Origin of the sequence: Faecalimicrobium dakarense, from assembly GCF_000499525.1 — a bacterium.
GTDB classification, from domain to species: domain Bacteria; phylum Bacillota; class Clostridia; order Peptostreptococcales; family Peptostreptococcaceae; genus Faecalimicrobium; species Faecalimicrobium dakarense.
In genome coordinates this window covers 1-19,094 of record NZ_HG529322.1, presented here as the reverse complement: position 1 = coordinate 19,094, position 19,094 = coordinate 1, and the positions used below count along the sequence as shown (strand labels likewise).

Here is a 19,094-nt window from a genome sequence, read left to right as displayed (position 1 = left end):
TCTTCATATTCTATTTGCAAATCTTTTGTTTGAGTACATCCTGTAATAATTAATGTAATTAGTAATGTAATTAAAATCATTACTTTTTTCATATTATATCCCCCTATTAAAATCCATCCTATTGTTGTTTTTAATTTATAAAAATTATGAACTATTATATAGTTAAATTATATCATTATTTAGTATAATATTTATAATTGTTATAAAGTGCGAATTAATTTGGAGGAATATATGAATTTTATAATAGATATTTCAAAATACGTTTTAGGAAATCTTCAAATAGAAGATTTACCGCTAAGAGCAGAAAAACTTCTTGAAGAAGGATATGACACTCCATCTTTAAGGATACTAGCAGGATTAGATAACTATCCTTGGGATATAGACTATTATCTAAAACTAACACTAGAGGAATTGAATATTGAAGTACCAAATCAAAAAATGGCTGGTTTATTATTGATTGAGCACCATATAAATCAAATGATAAAAAAAGAACTTGATTTAATAGATGGCTTAAAGAAAATCATTGATGAAGTATTATGGAATTTAGAATGTTTTAATGATGAAGAAGAAAAATATGCTTATGAGTGTATTGGGTTTAGTGAATTATATTCATTATATTATGCTTATGATGAGGTTATCAATTGTGATGATGAATTTTTAGTTTTAGAAAAACCAATAGAAGAAGAAATAAGGCTAATTAAAGAGAAAATTATGATAGAAGCAATTAAATATAATGAAAAATTAAAAGCACTGTTTTAAGAGGCTAATTTAAATAATCAAAATTCACAGATTTATTATATTGTATAATAAAGAGAGTCAATTTTGACCCTCTTTATTAATAGGTTAGTTACTTATTTATATAAACTTTAAACTCAGTAACATTATCTTCTGATTTATCTTTTAAATCTAAAAACTTAACTATTATATACTCAGTTATATCATATTTTCCTATTCCATAATGATTATCGGTTACGATACTATCATAAACCATACCGTTTTTTATCTTATATTCCTTGGAATTTATATCATCTTCATAGCTTTTCCCACCAAAACCTGATGCATACATGTATTCTAAACGTATAGATGGATCTTTAAATTTATCCTTATTAAATATAAATTCCCTTGGAAATCGTACATTAACAGTTACACTATAAGGGCTTACTTCTAATGAGTCAACTGTAAATCCATTTTTTGTTTCATTTACATTTATAACTTTGCTCCATGTATTAGGTGAAACTTTTAATTTAAAGTTGAAAGGACCTTCTATATTTTCAGCTACTGTTTCAGAATCAGGTTCATTTGTATAGATATTATTTATTAAAATGTTTAAATTTATTACTTTAGGTGCTTTTTCACCCTTGAATGTTAAATCATATGTATTCATTCCTTCATACGTATAATCATCTAAATAGCCATTCGTTGAAGATGAATATTCAGTTGCAGTTCCATTTTTTACATTTATTTTCATATCTAAAAGTAAATGGTCTTTATAAAAGCCTTCTTCTTTTTGACGAGGTAATTTATTTTTTGATTTTATGGTATAAGTAAAGTATATTTTATGACCATCACAGACTATTTCATCAATGGTTATGCTTACATCATTTACAGTTTTAGTTAAGTTAACTCCTTGTACATATGTAGTATATTTATCTTTTTCTTTCATAGTAAAACTCATATTTTCAAAAAAGCCATCTAAATTAGGTATTTCATTTGCTAAAGAAGGATGTAAAGTTGTGATACATACCCCAATTAACAAAATAGCTACTGATGCTACTTTTAGATATTTAAACTTCTTCTTTTTCTTTAGACTTCTCCCTTTTTCTATAGTTTTTCTAGTTTTATCTTTTATATTATGAGGTATTTTTATATCATCAAATTTAGTCATTTTTATCCTCCTTTAATATATCATACATTTTTTTCTTAGCTCTTCTTATATTAGTTTTAACAGTATTTTCATTAGAATTTGTTATTTCTGAAATCTGTTGAGTAGTTAAATCATAAAAATACTGTAGTATAATAGGCGTTCTATATTTTTCTTCCAATACATCAATAGCATCATATAAGTCTAATTTTTCCTCAATATTTGAGTATGAAAAATCACCAATGTAATCTTCAACACATTCATCTTGAAATTTATTGTAATGTCTACTTCTTGTATAAACATTATTTATTAATATTTTTGTTATCCACGTTTTAAATGATTTATGATCTTTTAATTTTGATATATTCATATATGCTTTTAATACTGTTTCTTGGTATATATCTAAAGCATCATGTTCATTTTTAACATATAGAAATGCCATTTTATAAAGATAACTTTCATATATATCCATTAGCTTTTCAAAAGAATTATCATTTCCATACTGTGATTGCTTTATCAAAAATTCTTCGGAATAAGATTTTTGACCTATATTAAATACTTTTCCCCTTTTTATAATGTTGCTTTTTATCATCTCAATCTCCTTAATAGTTCAAATTACATATATAAGATGCATTATATAGTCATATAGTTTCAATATATATATATATTTTTTATTTTAGTTTTCTTATGTAGATTACTATTATAATATTTTTTATAACTAAAGAGGATATTATATTTATTTTATAAAATAAATAGTCTAGAAGAATATATTTTATTGCTAGTATATATACAATTTATATATTAATATTTAGATAAACTATAAGTTAAAAAGGGGAAATACAGTATGATAGAGGGAAAAAACATAATAATAAGACCACTACAAATGGGGGATGATGACTATCTATACAATTGGTGGAATAACGGAGAATTAATGGAACATGCAACACATAAATTTGGAGTACTTCAAAGTAAAGAGAGTATAAAAAATAGCATTATTAATGAATTTGAATGCAGTCAACTATTTCCAACAAGTAAAATATTTATCATTTGTAATAAAGAAGATTTAAAACCTATTGGGGAAGTTAATTACTGTGATTATGATGCTAGAAATCAAAAGGCTGAGTTAGGTATAAAAATTTGTGAATTAGATGAGCAAGGAAATGGAAAGGGGAAAGATGCATTATATCATTTTATTGATTTTATGTTTAAATTTCTAAACTTAAATAAAATTGAATTAACTACGATGGAAGATAATAAAAGAGCACAAAGCTTATACGAAAAGTTTGGATTTAAAAAAATTGGTGTAATAAGAGAAGCATATTTCGATAGTAGATATGGAATTTTTAGTGATGTTATTTATATGGATTTATTAAAAAGAGATTGGACTAATATAAAACTAGACTTCTAATTAATAAATTAGTTACTTTTTAATATATAAATATAATAAGTAGATTTAAAATATTTATGAGTTATAAAATAATAAAAAGGGAGAGTAAATATGAATATAGTAGTAGTTAATTACAATCCAGAGTGGCCTTTTTTATTTCAAAAAGAAGCAGATAGCATAAAAGAAATACTTAAAGAAGAATTAGTAGAAATTCATCATATTGGAAGTACTTCAGTTAAGAATTTAAAAGCTAAGCCAATAATTGATATTATCCCAGTTGTAAATGATATTGAAAAAGTAGATAAGCATAATCATGAATTTGAAAAATTAGGATATGAGCCTATGGGGGAATATGGGATTAAGGGTAGACGATTCTTTAGAAAAGGTTTAGAAAATAGAACTCATCATATACATATATTTGAGGCAAGTGATACCTATAATATAAAAAGGCACCTTGCAGTTAGAGATTATTTAAGAACTCATCCTGAAAAAGCACATGCATATGGAGAGTTAAAGCAAGAGTTAGCAAATAAATACCCAAATGATATTGAAGCATATTGCTTGGGAAAAGATTCATTTGTAAAAGAGTTAGAAAAAAAATGCAGTTAACTGGTATAACCAGAAAAAATAAAAAAGCACAAATAAGTATGATAAAATAATATATAAATTAAAATGAATTTAAATCCAAGTTAGAGATAGCTTGGATTTTTATATTGTAAAAATTTATTAATTTAGGAGCCTTTGACAATTACAAATGGTCTTATATATGTAGGCATTACTTGTAATAAGTTACAAAATAATATAGTAATATATTGAAAGTTTATTTATTTTAAACTAAAATATATTTTAACAACTAGATTATTAATAAAGATGCAAAGTAAATCATTGTAATAAAAATTAAAATAGAAGCAATTATAAAATCTTTTTCTAGGATTTTAAATTCGAAATCTTTAGAGCTTTTGATATCTTTGATAAGATAATATTCTAAATAAGCACCAAATAAAAACATAACAGAAAAAATAATAATATTGTAGGTACTTTTACCTATAATATCTATAATAAAACCTTTAGAAGTTGTGATAACTAAAACAACTAAAGCTATAAGCCATTTCCATTCTTTCAATTTTTTATTTAAATCATTTAATTCCTTACCCAATGTGAAATCCCCCAAGTGACATTTTTAATATATTAAATCCTTTTTAGCAATATAACTAGACTCTAAACTTATATAACATCTGATGATATATATTTTCATTTTACTACAAGTTATCTACTCAGCAAATAGTTAAAACAAACTGCATTAATAATTATTTTTATAAATGGAGGAGAGTATGAAAAAAATAAATAGTAAGTGGTTTACAATAATTTTGTTAAGTTTAATATTTATAACTATAATAGCTTTTGTAAATAAAGAAAATAATTCTATTATTACAGGAGAATCAGAACTTGATGCTAAGATCACTAAAAAAGAGATAAAAGAAGATAGAAATAAAATGATAGACATTATGGAAAGTACTCATCCAATATTTCTAGAAGAAGTACCAAAAGAATATGAAGAAGCTAAAAATAAATTTATAAAAGATACAAAAAAAGAAATGACAATAGGAGAATTTCAGTTAGCCCTTAGTAAGTACACATCATCAATAGAAGATGGTCATACAATGGTTTATTTTAAAGGAGCAAACTCTTTAGATATTAATTGGAAGTATATAGATAAAAACTTAGTATTACTAGATGATAGCAACAAACCTACAAATAAAATTGTTACATCAATAAATAATGTTAGTGTTGAAGAGATTATAAAAGTAATAGATGAAACTTTTCCAGCAGAAAACTATGTATATGAGTATGTGAATAACTCCAGTATGTCAAAAGAAAAGTTAGTATTAATAAGTGCAGGTGTTGATACATCAAAAGATATAATATTAAGTATTAAAGAGGGAAAAAGCAACTATGAAATGAAAGTAGAATTTAATGGTTATGATAGATATAATAAATCCAATCATGATATTTATGCTAAAAATATTGATGAAAGCACAGCATATATAAAGCTTGGTATATGTAAAGTTAATGATAGTTTAAAAAAGGTAATATCGTATTTAAATAACAATTTAGATAATCTTAAAAATGTAATTATAGATGTAAGAGATAACCCAGGTGGTGATTCAACAGCTTGTGAGATGATACTAGAGTCCCTTAAAATAAAAGCAGGAGGTTTTGGAGGAGTAAAAAGATACTCAAAACTAGTAAATGAAATGTACCCAGAAGCTAAATCTAGTGGTTATGAAACCTTTAAAAGAAGTAATGATGTAGTTAAAAATGAGGATATAAAACTATATGTACTTATGAATGAAAAAACTTTTAGTTCTGCTCAGTGGTTAGCAACTGTAGTTAGTGATGGTGAGTTAGGTACATTAGTAGGTAAACCAAGTAGAAATACACCTTCTTCATTTGGAAATATCATACCTTTTATGCTTAAAAACTCTAAGATACAAGGTCAAATTTCATTTGTAAAATGGCTTAGACCAGATGAAACTAAAGATTCTCAAAAAGTACTAGAACCACACATTAGAGTAGAAGATGGAGAAGATGCATTAGAAAAAACACTAGAATTAATTAAGGAATAAAAATAAATTGATTATGTTAAATAAAATAGTTAATAAATATAAAAATTATGTTATGTTTAAGAATAGTGGTGAAATTTAACTATACATTAAAGAGGGGAGAAGTCCCCTCATATTTATTTTTAATAACCCCAATCATCAACTTTCCATTTTGATGTTTTACTATCTCTTACTAGTACCCATTGCCAATCAGAGTAAGTTGAATTAGGTTCAAAACTACCATCTCCACCTGAAGAACCTACATTAAAATTAGACATTAATACAATTACATTCTCAGCAGTAGATCCATTTTCAGAGCCGAGCCCATATTTTAAATAATCATCAACAAGAGTGTTTGATCTATCTTCATCATACCACAAGTCAGTAAGATCACATCCCTGAAAACTCTTAAATTTATCTTTTACACACTCTATTGCATCCTCTATTTCCTTTTCGCTAAACTTTACAGATTTTCCAATAGTTACTTTAGCATCATTAGTTTTGCCAAGTTGATTACAACCAACTAAAGAAAATACTATTAAAATTATGCTGAAAAAAGATATCACTTTTTTCATATAAATATCCCCATCCTTTTGAGTTTTAATTTTATATCTAGTCAATATTATACTAAACATTTCCTAAGCATAAAATGATAGTTTTATTTATTAGCTGTAACTGAAGCAGACATAATATATTCACCTACATTTAAATTATGTCCCCATTTTTCTTCATATTCTTTAGAAACAGGCTTTACGTCTATTTTTATATTTTTAAATCCTGATCTTTTTAAGTAAACTTCTAACTCTTCAACTGAAGAGGAACCTGTGACTCAGCCACAATATAGTTTTTCATCTTGTTTCATTTCTAGAGTTAAATCTTTCATAAGAACTATATCTGATATAGATAATCTACCACCAGTTTTCAGTACACGATAAGCCTCATCATATACTCTTTGTTTGTTAGGAGATAGATTTATAACACAGTTTGATATTATAACATCAACTAAGTCATTTGCTACAGGTAGATTCTCAATTTCACCTAGTCTAAAATCTACATTTTTATAATTGTTATTTAGTGCATTATTTCTTGCTTCACTTAACATTTCAGGAGTCATATCTACTCCTATAACCAATCCTTTATATCCAACTTTTTTAGATGCTAAGAAACAATCAAATCCAGCTCCACTACCTAAATCAAGCACAGTTTCACCTTCATGTATATTTGCAACTAAGTGTGGATTTCCACACCCTAAACCTAAGTTAGAATCCTTTGGTACAGTATCCATATCTTCATTAGAATATCCTATACTTTTAGAGATATCTTCACCACAACAACTAAAGCCAGATTCTTTTGTTACTATTTTCTTATAGCTGTCTCTAACTACATTTTTTAAATCTCCATTAGTAATGTCTTTCATACTATAAGCACCACCTTTTTATAATTTTTTACTAGTTGGTTTTATTTTGAAATACCTTCTCTTATAAGTCTTGCAAAGTCATTTGGAAGTATTTTATTTTCTTCTATTTCTTTTGCTATTTTTTCAAAGTCATATTTAACTTCTATAATTTCTACTTCAACACTTGATGGGATTTTAGATACTTCATCTTCATTTTTTATATCTATAATTACATAATTTGCATCAGGTCTATTAGTTTTTGGCTTCCCAACACTTCCAGCATTAACAAGTAACTTTTTTCCATAATACTTAGCATAGGGTATATGAGTGTGCCCACAAACTAATATATCTTCAACTAACTCACTCATAACTTCATCTGCTTCTTTTGAATTTTCTTTTAGGTATTCATTTATAAGTCTTGTACTTCCATGAACAAATCTTATAGTTTTATTATCAAATGTAAAAACTAATTCTTTTGGTAAACTTCTTAAGTATTCTTTATTTTCATTTGTTGTAGTTTGACTCGTAAAATGCATTGAAAGCCCAGCTTTTTGGGCATCTTTAGGATCAGGGTAAGCACATCCACAAGCTATTTTTAAGTTACCTATAGCATCATCATAATTCCCCATTATTGTAAGTATTTTATTTTTCTTTAAAGTCTCAATAACTTCATTTGGTCTTGTTCCATATCCTACTAAATCACCAGTACAAACTATCATATCTACATCTTTTTTGTTTATATTTTCTAAAACTGATTCTAGGGCATATATGTTGCTATGTATATCTGATATTACTGCTATTTTCATGGGTCTACCTCCTGGATTTATCCCTTAATTTCTGAAATGATATCTTTTATCTGAGAAACTGTATCACAGTTAAGATTGGCAGACTTATAAGCTTTTAAGATAGCATAGTCTTCTTTTAATTTTTTTCATTATCTAACTCTTCATTTAAAATTGCCTTTATAAAGTTAAATTGATTTATAGTATCTTCATTTAATCTGTAGTAGACAAATTTTGCGTCTTTATAAGAATTAACTAAGTTAACGTTTGTAAGTTTAGTCAAATGTCTAGATGCATTAGACTGAGTAATTTCAAGTATTGCCTCTATCTCACAAACACACAAAGAACCATCTCTTAAAATATTAAGTATTCTTATTCTAGTTTCATCACTCAAAGCTTTTAACATTTGTAAAGTTTCCATAAGAACTCCTTTTTAAATTTCATATTCATTTACACTCATATGATATTCCAAAAAAAATAATTTGTAAACAGGATAGCTGTAAAAAATTATATTTACATATTATTTCTTGTATTTAGTTCTGACAAATCTTTAGACATAGGAAGATTACGCCTAAACTTTTCAACTAAATTGTCATTCTTACTAATTAATAAAGTAAGAGAACTATCCCAAGCAACGATTTCTACTTCTGCTAATGGATGCTGAATGCCTATATTATTCACCCAAAACCCTTCATACCCATCTGCAAAAGGTAAATCATATTTTAGCACTTGTTCAAAAGTAATATCTTTAGAAAATCCTGAAAAAACACCCCAAATAAATTGAAAGTCTTCTTTAGCTATAATCTCTGCAAATTGTTTACCTGATATCCAAATATATTCTTTTGAAAATAATTCATTAATATTTTTATCTTCAGGATAACATTCACAATTAGTAATTAACCAGTTATATTTTAACTGTTCATCTTCTATTGCATTAAAAATTTTGCTCATATAAGTGTAATAAGGTTCACCCTTTTCTAAAATAGCACTTCTCATATTTAAACCTCACAAAAATAATAATTAAATTTTAGTTAGTAAAATTTAATTTTTTATACGCAATTTATCTATTATCTCAAATTAACAAATTTTATAGTTATTCTAATAAGGTGGATACCTATAATCACAGTACTAATAATTATAAGTTTAATTACTAGTGGTGACCTAGTTATAGTCAGCAATCCTATAAAAAGTCCCAAAATAATATATGATATACCTATTGATTTTCGTAAATATAATCTATCTTTAATAGATACTTTTTGCAAACAAATTTCTGGTATTTTCGTAAATTTAAAATTATCTTTTACTAAAACTTGGTAAGCACTAATAAACAGAAGTGCGCAACTTAATACGATTACTAAAAGTTCAAACATTATATATCCTCCCAAACTAGCTGTATAATTTATTTTATATTTATATGATATCAGTTTTTATATAGGTATATATAATAATTTGCGTGAAATACAAGTATTATTGCATAAAGTACAGATTTATTTCTACCAGACAGGTTTTAACCTAGATGATAATTTACCTTCATTTGCTTTATGAACTAGTTTTGTTAAATCTTCTTTAAGCATTTGCATTCGTTCAGTGCCTATGTTTTCCATCCAACGCTTTTCAATCTCAGCTAGTATCTCTTCTTTTGCTTTCATTATTAAGCGACCTTGTTCTGTCAAAACAATAATTTTCCCTCTCTTATCAGTGGGATGAGTTTGGCGCATTACATAACCACGTTTCTCAAGATCATCAACCATTTTACTAACAGCTTGCTTTGTAATTCCTAAGTATTCAGCTATTTCTATACCTGTTGCTCCATTAGGAGTGATACATGTAAATAAAAAACCATGTGCAGGTCTAATATCCTCAAATCCTAATTCACTCATTCTGTCATTTAGTTCATCAATCAATGTACTAAATGATAATGACAAAAGTGATGTAAGGTCTAATTCACTAAATTTTTGATAACTCATATATAAAACCTCCTTAAATAAAGTCAATTAAGTTGACTTTATCTAAATTATATTGTACTATATTGAATATAGTCAATCAAGTTGACTATATTAATTTTTATTGTAAAAGAAATGGGATGCCATTTTTAGAGAATAAATATATAACAACACAATAGTGAGTGACAGGAGGAAAAGAAAAATGACAACAGTTTTATTTGTAAAAGCAAACAATCGTCCAGCAGAGCAGGCGGTTAGTGTGAAATTATATGAAACTTTTTTAGCAAGTTTCAAAGAATCACATCCAAATGATACAGTGGTAGAGCTTGATTTATACAATGAAGAATTGCCATATATGGGAGTAGATATGATTAACGGAATTTTCAAGTCTAGTAAAGGACTTGATTTAACAGAAAAGGAAGCAAAAGAACTAGCTGTTGCTGATAAATATTTAGATCAATTCCTTGCAGCTGATAAAGTTGTATTTGGTTTCCCGCTATGGAATTTAACAATTCCAGCTGTGCTACACACATATATTGATTACTTAAACCGTGTAGGCAAAACAGTTAAATATACTCCAGAAGGTTCGGTAGGTCTTATTGGAAATAAGAAAATTGCATTATTAAACGCAAGTGGTGGTGTATATTCTGAAGGACCAGGAGCTGAAATGGAAATGGCTGTTAAGTACGTATCAACTATGATGAACTTCTTAGGTGCAACAGATATAGAGAAAGTAGTGATTGAAGGTCACAATAAGTTCAGAGATAAGGCAGAAGAAATTATTGCAGAAGGACTTGAAGAGGCTGTAAAATTAGCAAGTACGTTTTAATTAACAAAACATTAAATAGTAAAATATTAATATGGGCAATATATAGAATATCAAAATATCTTTATATTACATAACAAGGTTATAGAATTAAGATATTGATAATAAATTTAAATGTTAAGGAGAAATAAATATGACACTAGAATTAGAAAAATACTTAAAAGTTAGAATGGCTCAAGCACAAGGAGCTAGAACTATTGAAGAGCTTAAAGGAATATCTGATATAGCTATTGAAAATGAAGAAGAAGTTAAGGATGTAGAAGAGCTTTTAAAAAATGCATGTAAATGTAAAAATGTATCAATAGAAACAGTAGTAGAAGCAGTAAAAAATGGAGCAGATACTGTTGAAAAAGTTGGCGAAGTTACTAAAGCAGGTACAGGCTGTGGAAAATGTAAGGGTATTATATCAAACATCGTAGAAAATAAAAGATAATTAGTTTACAATTTTATTATAACTATAACTAAGGGATATATTTTAAAACATATCCCTTTATTATTTATATTAGCTTTTCTTCTAAGATAAATCTTGATGGAGAAAATTCATACAAGACAATACTTTCAATATAACCTGAAAAAGAAGAAAAGTTTTCAGCAACAATTGGTAATGCTTTTTGTATCACTTCTGGCTCATCAAGTATCATTGTTGTATGTGCTACCCAGTTGAAATTATTAGGATAGCTGCTATTAAATGGTTCTTGTAAATTTAATAGTTCATGTGTTACAGATGGAGCAATAAAAAGCACTTTCATTCCAAATAAACCTATGTTATTAAATGAAACGGGTATCTTTTTAGTATTTTTGCAAAGTTTTTTTATTTTATCCTTTAATTCACATTCTTTATCAAGTTCAAATGAGCCTAATGTAATATGATTTGGAAAATCAGAGGCTTGATTTTTAACAAACCCAGCATCAAAAAGGGCCTTTTTTATCTTATTTAATTTTTTTTCAGTTTCTTCATCGTATTTAGCCATTACATATAAAAATCTACCTTCCATAAGGCACCTCCTAATTAATATTAGGCTATAATATTATTATAATATATATACCAATAAAAAATAGGGTTAAAACCAAAAATATAGGATTATAAATAGGCTGTATTAGAGTATGATAAGAAAATTTAAGGAAAATGATAAAATTATTCAACTCTTAAATCGTGAGATTATTGATCGATAAGATATTAACTAATCTATGAAATGTTAAGTTTAGTTGACAAATCTCCATTTCTACTTGATAGAAAAAATTTTTAGTTTTTAATATACTATATTTATAAATTAATTTGAAAAAAGGTTGTGATTATTATGTCATTAGGAGAAAGATTGTTAGATTTGCGTAAAAAATCAGGTTTATCTCAAGAAGAGGTTGCTGAAAAATTAAATGTATCTCGCCAAACGGTAAGCAAATGGGAAACGGATCAAACAGTTCCTGAACTTACTAAAGCAAAATTACTAAGCCAACTTTACAATGTAAGTTATGACTATCTTGTTAGCGAAAATCCTATTGGTGGGGATTTAACTAGTATAGAAATGATAGTTGATGAAATTGACTGGACTAGTGCATGGAGCAAAAAGTATCCAATTTTGGCTTCATATCAAGGGATAAATGGAATAAATACATATTGTGAAAAGATATCTGAGTTGTACGACACTTTTAAAGATGAGTTTGATTTAAACGACACGGATGCTGTTTTGATTTTAAAAGATATTCTTTATAAAAAATATAAAATGGAGAAAAAGAAAAATAAATAACTATAAAAGGCTATGTTTAAATAACATAGCCTTTTATTTATATAATAAAACTTAAAGAATCAGTAAACATAAGTTACTAAGATATCTATAAATAGTCATAGAGCTTAGTAGAATATAGTATAGTTTAATAGTTATATATTTAAAATAATTAGATTAACTAATGATTTTATATTAAAAATTAGGAGGGAAAAATGAAGAAAAAATTAATAATGTTATTTTTGTCACTGTCATTATTAATATTTCCAGGTTGTAGTAATAGAAACATAGATAGCAAAGATAGTAATATTGAGGTTAGAGGATTAACTTTAAAGATTTCTTTAATTACAGTTGCTTATGATGTTTATAGAGTTAATTTTAAAAATACTACTGAATTTAATGAAGAGCTTTATAAAAATGGTGGAAAGTACGGATTACAATATTATGAATGGTTAAAAAATACTTATTCTACTATGGATTCTAATATGAAAAGGAGATTAATAAGAATATTTGATGATTATGGTGGTCCGCAATATATTACAGAAACTATTTCTTTAGATGACAATGCTAGTGTTGAAGAAATAGTAGAAAAGCTTAATAGTCAATCTAATTTAGCGTTAGGTGAAACTTTAAAAGAAGACATTCAAGTATTTTTTAATTACTTTTATAAAGAATACTTAAAGGATCTTATACAAGAAAATAATCCTAGTATTGAAAAAGATGTTAAAAAGATGAATTCTTTTTTAGCAAAGAAAAATACAGATATTTTTAAATTTATGGAAGAAAATAGTGGAATAAAATTCAAGAAGGATTACAAGGCTTTATTTTATTATGATTTAGCACCTATAGGGGCTATGGGATTTGAACATGAAAATTATAAGATATCAACTATTCAGCCAGGTACAAGTACAGATAATTTATTAAGCACACCATTTCACGAATTCTCACATGAATTATTTAGGAATTTTACAAGAAAGGATGATTTTACTAAGATAGCAGACAATTTAAGAAAAGACAAATATTTAGTTGATAGTTATGAAAAATTAGGTAAAAGTGCTTATGATTGGATAGGTTGGTGTGAAGAAAACTTAGTTCAAGGTTTTACAAGGTACTTAGGTTATAAGCAATATGGCAAAAAAATAAATGTTAATACTTATGCATATGATTTGGAATTTTACAATTATCTAATTGAAAATAATTTTAGTACAGAAGATGTTAGCTTAGAAGATATAAGCATTGAATTTTACAAAAAAGTCTTAGAGGAAAAATCTAAATAATATATGAATTAATAGGGGGAGTTATTGTGGATAGCTTTATTATAAATATTATTGATTATGATATGCTTGATGAAGCATTTGAATTAGTTGATACAGTATTTATGGAGTTTGATGCTCCAGATTATAGCCAAGATGGTATTGATGAATTTAAGAAACAAATTATTGAAAATAAAGAATTTAGAAATCGATTCAAAACTGGGGAGCAAATAATGATAGGTGCTTTTAAAGATAGCAAGGTTATTGGGGTATTAGCAATAAGTGTAAGAAATCATATATCTCTTCTTTTTGTAGATAAAAATTACCATAGAAATGGAGTTGCGACAAAGTTATTTAATAAAATTATTATAGAATCAAGAAAGAAAAATGTAGATAAAATCAAACTTAATTCTTCTCCATATGCACTACAGTTTTATTATAAAGTAGGTTTTATTGCCACAGATACAGAGAAAGTTAAGAACGGAATAAGGTATACCCCTATGGAATTTATATTATAGTCAGGAGAATTGATATGAAAAAAATAATAAGTTTAGTTATATTAATTTTGTCATTAAGTTTATCAGTTGGATGTAGTAGTAATGATAAATTGAAAGAATTAACTAAAGAAGAAAAGGTAGAGGATTTTGATTATTATATAAATACAATGAAAGATAATTACTGTAATTTTGATGTTTTTTATAATAAATCTAACATAGAGTATTTGGATTTTTATGAAATTTTAAAAGAAGAAATAGAAAATAGCGATAACAATAAGGAATTTTATGACATAATGAATTATTCAATAAGTTTACTTAATGATGGACATACAAATTTAATAAATCCTAGTAATGTAGATTGGTATAGACGAGTATATAACAGCAAATATCAAGAAGATATCTTAAATGATGAAATATTTACTGATAAAAATAAAAAATGGGAAAATTATCTAAATGAAGACAACAAACTAAACAGAGTATATAAAAAGGTTAATGATAAGGTATCTGATTACAATAAGGATAATATAGAAACAAAAATAATTGATGAAGATATAGCATATATGAAAATTAATAGCTTTTTAGAATTTAATAAGGAAGATACTGATAAAATAAAAGATTTATATAAAACACTTGATAATTACAACAACTATATTATAGATATAAGAGGTAATGTTGGGGGCAATAGTTTATTATGGATGAATCACATAGTAAAGCCTATAGTAAATAATACGTATGAAAGTACAACATATGAACTTCACAAAGAAGGAAAAATAACAAAAGATTATTATTCAAGTAGAGGAATTGATTTAAAAGATATAAAAAAATTTCCTAAGAAGGGTATATTGAAAAAAGTTAAAAATATAGATGATTATAAATATTATAGTGAATATAATATGAAATTTACTAATAAAAGCATATGGGAAGGTGGAGAAGATAAAAAAGGTTATAATGGAAATATATATTTACTAGTAGATAAAAATTCATTTTCATCATCTGAAGCATTTGCCGTATTTTGCAAAAATAGTGGTTGGGCAACTGTTGTAGGAAATCAAAATAGTGGTGGTGATGGTGTAGGTATTGACCCTATAGTATTTTCACTAACAAATAGTGGTTTAGTTGTTAGAAGTACAGCAGGAAAAGGATTAAATAAAGATGGAAGTAGCAATCTAGAAGAAGGAACATCATTGGATTTATATATGAATTCCTTAGATGATTTAATTGAATATATTAAAAAAGAAGAAAAATTATAGGATAAAATTTTATGTAATTGTTAGAATATAGAAACTAATGTATATTAGTTGAGATTAATAATGAGAAGTGGCAATTGTTTAATGATATGTTGAAAAATAATAGTTAAATAAAAAAAGACTATCTATTATTAATAACATGTGATATAATAATATTTGTAGCAATACACAAATAAATTAAGAGCAACCTAGAAATAGGTTCATAGGAGTATTTTTAAATGAATAATGGAATAGTAAAATGGTTTAACAATGAAAAAGGATTTGGTTTCATAACAGTAGATGGAGGAGAAGATGTATTTGCTCATTTCTCAGCTATACAAACTGATGGATTTAAATCATTAGAAGAAGGTCAAAAAGTAAGCTTTAATATAGTTAAAGGTGCTAGAGGTCCTCAAGCAGAGAATATAACTATATTATAATATATATATGTTCGGGAAAAAGACACATCTTGTGTCTTTTTTTTATTATATTTTATATTGTTAACCAACAGAGCACTAAAGTGCTCTATTTTAGTGTTCAAAAAAACATATCTTATTCTATCAATCACTGATTCAATATAAACTTGTTCACGAGAGATCCCTCTTTTTCTAGGCATTACAAAAGCAGTATAGAATTGTTCGCAAATATATCTTTGATATATAAGTATATATATTATGGTGTAAAATGATTATGCAATGATATAATTAAATTATATGATAGATGGCAATTTTTACAAATTGTTTACTTTTAAAGGAGGGATTGATTATTAAAAAAAATAGATTTGGTACTTTCATACCTTTGATAACATTTTTTATAATATTTACTATATCAAATATCTTTAATTTGAAGGGGCTATTTATAGTTGGAATAGTTGTACTTTTCCCATTATCTTTTATGATAGAAGGAATAATCTGTGCAAGAAAAAATATAGGGTGGATAGCTCCGTTGGCTTTATCACTTATTACATTTTTAGTTATAATCTTTGTTTACCTAAATGACTCTGCAAATATATATTTAATATATTACTCAATAGCATATATTTTAGGTTATATACCAACAAAATTAGTTTTAAAGTTGAAATATTCTAAAACTAAATGAGAAATATAGGTTATTTATAGAATGTGTAGATGAATCAGAATTTGGAGGTATTGTATTATGAATCAAAATACGTTGATTTTAGAAAAGAATGGTTATATTTTACGCTTATCAAAAGAAAATGATGCTGAAGAATATTATCAGCAAAATTTCAATTTGATGAATGTGGTAAAGGAATAGATTCTTGGTCTATTGAAATGACAAGAGATTTTGCATTTAAAAAATTAAATCTTCATCGCTTAGAACTAGACGTGTTTTCATTTAACCATCGAGCTGAAAAAGCGTATGCCTGTGCTGGTTTTAAAAGAGAAGGTATATTGAGAGACGCAATTATGAAATTTGCTATATAAGTTTGAGAATTGATATAAAATGTATAGTTCTATAATATATAAAAGGGGGATACATATATGAGTTTTTCAGGAATTCCATGTACAACAATTTTAAAAGTCGAAAATAATACAGGGGAAGTAATAAACTGTATAGAATTTATCTACAATTCAGATGAAATAAGCACAAAAGTAAAAAATATAAAACCTAATGAAAATAAACAAACAGGAGTTAGGACTTTATATGACGTTAGAGATTTAAAAATGATTATAAGTGAAGTAGATAAGAAGTACTTAATAAAAAGTGAAATATCTCAGGGGTATAGTAATACAATTACAATAGCAATTAATAGCATCAATTCTGATAACTGTGAATTTGATATGCGAGAAGGAGAATAAATAATATATTACTAGAAATACGATTAGAAATAGATTTATTGAATTTACTTAAGACAATGTATTTTACTTAAAGTTTAATGAAACTTTTGGAAATTGGAAAGTAATTGAATATTATATATAATCACAGTCCACAATTGTTATAAATTATATATAAAAGGGGTGAAACAAGTGGAAGGTGTATGGGGAATGATAATAGCTACAATTTTGTCACGACTAATTTTTAGTTTTTTATTTTACATATTAAATTACAAAACATGTGGTGTATTTGAGTCAATGCAAAGGGACTTAGGCAAATTAAGTAATATAAATAGACGTATATTAAACTTTGCAGGTCATGCCTTAGCAATATCAATAACGGTTTTACTAGGTATTAGATTAGGTATTAGTCGTGTTGTAGCTGGTTTAATTTTAGGTTTTTTGAGTGCTCTAATAGATATATGCTTTGGAGATAGTATTATAGGAAATGTTACGAACAAAAATGAATAATAATATTGATATATTACGAAATAAGCTAACATAGCCTTTAATTATTCAAAAAACATCTGTTTTAGTGGACATTTTTTTTAGATATTAAAATTCAAAACTTAAAATTAATGCTTGACTGATGCTCAATAAAACATAGCTTTTCACATAAATATTTAATTAAGTAAAGAGATACATAAAATTATATAGTATAGATAAATATGAATTTGTAGAGGGGGAAAATATGAGTGAAAAAGTAGAAAAGATTAATAAATTTTGGGAAGATTTCTTAATGAAAACAAATAGAGATAAAGATACTAAATACATTTGAAGACTTTAAAATGGTGTTTAGTCAGTGAAATTCCAATTTGTAGGGTAGCTTAATTTTATACGAATAATTTTAATATTCCGAGGACTAAGGAGAATTAGTAGTTACAAAGAACCGTATCATAAGTAAGTGATACGGTTCTTTACTTGTAAAATATTATATTTAATATTAAGATGTAAATAAAATACATAAATAAACTAAGGAGCAATATGAAAATCAATAGACTAACAGAAATCATATTAATACTTCTAAACAAAAAAACAACAACAGCAAAAGAACTAGCAGATAAATTTCAAGTATCAAAAAGAACAATATACAGAGATATCGAAACTCTATCACTATCAGGGTTTCCAGTATACATGAGTAAAGGAAAGGGTGGAGGAATTTCTTTACTAGAAGATTACTCAATAAATAAAACAATATTATCTGAAAATGACAAAGAAAGTTTAATAGTAGCATTAAAAGCACTATCATCAATAAAATATCCTGAGATAAATTCAGTAATGAACAAAATAGGATTTATAAAAAATAAAAATAATGAAGAAAATTGGGTAGATATAGATTTCTCAAGGTGGGGAAGTAATCTAAATGAAGACTACAAGTTTGATAAAATAAAAGAGGCCATACTAAACAAAAAACTAATAAATTTTAGCTATATAAATAGTCTAGCAAATAAATCAGCAAGAACAATTGAGCCTATAAAACTTATATACAAAGGGCAAACATGGTACTTATTTGGGTATTGTAGAGGAAAAGAAGATACTAGACTTTTTAGAATAAGTAGAATAAAGGATTTAGTTGTACAAGAAGATAGATTTGAAGAAAGAGACATTAAATTTGAAGGAATAGGAAAATTAGAAGAAAAGATAGAAAAAATAGTTAAATTAAAATTAAAAGTTAAAAAAGAAGTTTTATATAGGGTATTTGATGACTTTGATAAAGAATCAATAACTGATAATAATGATGGAAGTTATGAAATAAATATAGAG

26 protein-coding genes are annotated in these 19,094 nt (G+C 26.0%); 16 read left to right on the top strand and 10 right to left on the bottom strand.

All coding sequences use genetic code 11. The annotated features are described in order from the left end of the window. Positions 1-231 precede the first annotated feature (231 nt). Positions 232-759: a hypothetical protein gene (locus tag BN899_RS08395; protein ID WP_042274592.1), complete on the top strand. Its 528-nt coding sequence runs from the start codon at positions 232-234 to the stop codon at positions 757-759. Between the two features lie 88 nt (positions 760-847). On the opposite strand, the gene BN899_RS08390 is transcribed toward BN899_RS08395, so the two are convergent. After that, positions 848-1,885, bottom strand: a complete 1,038-nt coding sequence (locus BN899_RS08390; RefSeq protein ID WP_042274591.1) for a DUF4179 domain-containing protein — start codon at positions 1,883-1,885, stop codon at positions 848-850. Next, positions 1,878-2,453, bottom strand: a complete 576-nt coding sequence (locus tag BN899_RS08385) for a sigma-70 family RNA polymerase sigma factor (protein WP_042274590.1) — start codon at positions 2,451-2,453, stop codon at positions 1,878-1,880. Before BN899_RS08385 ends, BN899_RS08390 begins: the two co-directional genes overlap by 8 nt. 252 nt (positions 2,454-2,705) lie before the next feature. Here BN899_RS08385 and BN899_RS08380 point away from each other — a divergent pair, with 252 nt between their 5' ends. Then, positions 2,706-3,269 (top strand): GNAT family N-acetyltransferase, encoded by a 564-nt coding sequence (locus BN899_RS08380; RefSeq protein WP_042274589.1) that lies wholly within the window; start codon positions 2,706-2,708, stop codon positions 3,267-3,269. Between the two features lie 90 nt (positions 3,270-3,359). Continuing rightward, the gene (locus tag BN899_RS08375) at positions 3,360-3,857 is read left to right on the top strand and encodes a GrpB family protein (RefSeq protein WP_042274586.1); all 498 of its coding nucleotides are present in this window, start codon (positions 3,360-3,362) and stop codon (positions 3,855-3,857) included. A 244-nt stretch (positions 3,858-4,101) separates the two neighbouring features. Here the strand turns inward: BN899_RS08375 and BN899_RS08370 are convergent, their stop codons facing one another. Continuing rightward, on the bottom strand, positions 4,102-4,404 hold the full coding sequence (locus BN899_RS08370) for a hypothetical protein (RefSeq protein ID WP_042274584.1): 303 nt from the start codon (positions 4,402-4,404) through the stop codon (positions 4,102-4,104). A 175-nt stretch (positions 4,405-4,579) separates the two neighbouring features. Between BN899_RS08370 and BN899_RS08365 the strand changes: the two genes are divergently transcribed. Beyond that, entirely contained in the window at positions 4,580-5,875 is a 1,296-nt protein-coding gene (locus BN899_RS08365; protein WP_042274582.1) for a S41 family peptidase, read from the top strand. A 119-nt stretch (positions 5,876-5,994) separates the two neighbouring features. Here BN899_RS08365 and BN899_RS08360 read toward each other — a convergent pair whose 3' ends face one another. The 6 genes from BN899_RS08360 to BN899_RS08330 all read right to left on the bottom strand — a co-directional run bounded on the left by BN899_RS08360 (position 5,995) and on the right by BN899_RS08330 (position 9,996). Continuing rightward, a complete protein-coding gene (locus tag BN899_RS08360) occupies positions 5,995-6,426 on the bottom strand; it encodes a DUF4829 domain-containing protein (RefSeq protein ID WP_042274580.1) in 432 nt (143 codons plus the stop codon). Positions 6,427-6,509: 83 nt separating this feature from the next. Continuing rightward, on the bottom strand, positions 6,510-7,268 hold the full coding sequence (gene arsM, locus BN899_RS08355; RefSeq protein ID WP_154658891.1) for an arsenite methyltransferase: 759 nt from the start codon (positions 7,266-7,268) through the stop codon (positions 6,510-6,512). Positions 7,269-7,309: 41 nt separating this feature from the next. Further along, positions 7,310-8,053, bottom strand: coding sequence for a metallophosphoesterase family protein (locus BN899_RS08350; RefSeq protein WP_042274578.1), 744 nt, complete (start codon positions 8,051-8,053; stop codon positions 7,310-7,312). A 115-nt stretch (positions 8,054-8,168) separates the two neighbouring features. Next, complete coding sequence (locus BN899_RS08345) at positions 8,169-8,450, bottom strand: ArsR/SmtB family transcription factor (RefSeq protein WP_330362500.1); 282 nt, start codon at positions 8,448-8,450, stop codon at positions 8,169-8,171. 92 nt (positions 8,451-8,542) lie between these two features. Then, a complete protein-coding gene (locus tag BN899_RS08340; RefSeq protein WP_042274576.1) occupies positions 8,543-9,025 on the bottom strand; it encodes a DUF2691 family protein in 483 nt (160 codons plus the stop codon). 497 nt (positions 9,026-9,522) lie between these two features. Next, positions 9,523-9,996, bottom strand: a complete 474-nt coding sequence (locus BN899_RS08330) for a MarR family winged helix-turn-helix transcriptional regulator (protein ID WP_042274572.1) — start codon at positions 9,994-9,996, stop codon at positions 9,523-9,525. 178 nt (positions 9,997-10,174) lie between these two features. On the opposite strand from BN899_RS08330, the gene BN899_RS08325 reads away from it, so the two are divergent. Together BN899_RS08325 and BN899_RS08320 are read left to right on the top strand one after the other, a co-directional pair. Then, positions 10,175-10,801: an FMN-dependent NADH-azoreductase gene (locus BN899_RS08325; protein ID WP_042274570.1), complete on the top strand. Its 627-nt coding sequence runs from the start codon at positions 10,175-10,177 to the stop codon at positions 10,799-10,801. Between the two features lie 130 nt (positions 10,802-10,931). Then, a complete protein-coding gene (locus BN899_RS08320; protein ID WP_042274567.1) occupies positions 10,932-11,231 on the top strand; it encodes a (2Fe-2S)-binding protein in 300 nt (99 codons plus the stop codon). A 64-nt stretch (positions 11,232-11,295) separates the two neighbouring features. Here the strand turns inward: BN899_RS08320 and BN899_RS08315 are convergent, their stop codons facing one another. Further along, positions 11,296-11,793: a 2'-5' RNA ligase family protein gene (locus BN899_RS08315; RefSeq protein ID WP_042274565.1), complete on the bottom strand. Its 498-nt coding sequence runs from the start codon at positions 11,791-11,793 to the stop codon at positions 11,296-11,298. A 321-nt stretch (positions 11,794-12,114) separates the two neighbouring features. On the opposite strand from BN899_RS08315, the gene BN899_RS08310 reads away from it, so the two are divergent. The 10 genes from BN899_RS08310 to BN899_RS08270 form a co-directional block, all read left to right on the top strand. Beyond that, on the top strand, positions 12,115-12,543 hold the full coding sequence (locus tag BN899_RS08310) for a helix-turn-helix transcriptional regulator (protein WP_330362499.1): 429 nt from the start codon (positions 12,115-12,117) through the stop codon (positions 12,541-12,543). A 191-nt stretch (positions 12,544-12,734) separates the two neighbouring features. Then, positions 12,735-13,796, top strand: coding sequence for a hypothetical protein (locus BN899_RS08305; protein ID WP_042274561.1), 1,062 nt, complete (start codon positions 12,735-12,737; stop codon positions 13,794-13,796). 26 nt (positions 13,797-13,822) lie between these two features. Beyond that, positions 13,823-14,290: a GNAT family N-acetyltransferase gene (locus BN899_RS08300; protein WP_052356749.1), complete on the top strand. Its 468-nt coding sequence runs from the start codon at positions 13,823-13,825 to the stop codon at positions 14,288-14,290. A gap of 14 nt (positions 14,291-14,304) precedes the next feature. Beyond that, positions 14,305-15,519, top strand: a complete 1,215-nt coding sequence (locus BN899_RS08295) for a S41 family peptidase (protein WP_042274559.1) — start codon at positions 14,305-14,307, stop codon at positions 15,517-15,519. A gap of 215 nt (positions 15,520-15,734) precedes the next feature. Continuing rightward, complete coding sequence (locus BN899_RS08290) at positions 15,735-15,935, top strand: cold-shock protein (protein WP_021124347.1); 201 nt, start codon at positions 15,735-15,737, stop codon at positions 15,933-15,935. Between the two features lie 319 nt (positions 15,936-16,254). Next, complete coding sequence (locus tag BN899_RS19350) at positions 16,255-16,593, top strand: hypothetical protein (RefSeq protein ID WP_052356747.1); 339 nt, start codon at positions 16,255-16,257, stop codon at positions 16,591-16,593. A gap of 194 nt (positions 16,594-16,787) precedes the next feature. Continuing rightward, entirely contained in the window at positions 16,788-16,940 is a 153-nt protein-coding gene (locus BN899_RS20975) for a GNAT family N-acetyltransferase (protein ID WP_081712208.1), read from the top strand. 57 nt (positions 16,941-16,997) lie between these two features. Further along, the gene (locus BN899_RS08280) at positions 16,998-17,315 is read left to right on the top strand and encodes a hypothetical protein (protein WP_042274556.1); all 318 of its coding nucleotides are present in this window, start codon (positions 16,998-17,000) and stop codon (positions 17,313-17,315) included. A gap of 168 nt (positions 17,316-17,483) precedes the next feature. Next, positions 17,484-17,801 (top strand): hypothetical protein, encoded by a 318-nt coding sequence (locus BN899_RS08275; RefSeq protein WP_042274554.1) that lies wholly within the window; start codon positions 17,484-17,486, stop codon positions 17,799-17,801. A gap of 513 nt (positions 17,802-18,314) precedes the next feature. Then, positions 18,315-19,094, top strand: a 780-nt coding sequence (locus BN899_RS08270) for a helix-turn-helix transcriptional regulator (RefSeq protein WP_042274552.1), incomplete at its 3' end; no start/stop codon positions are given.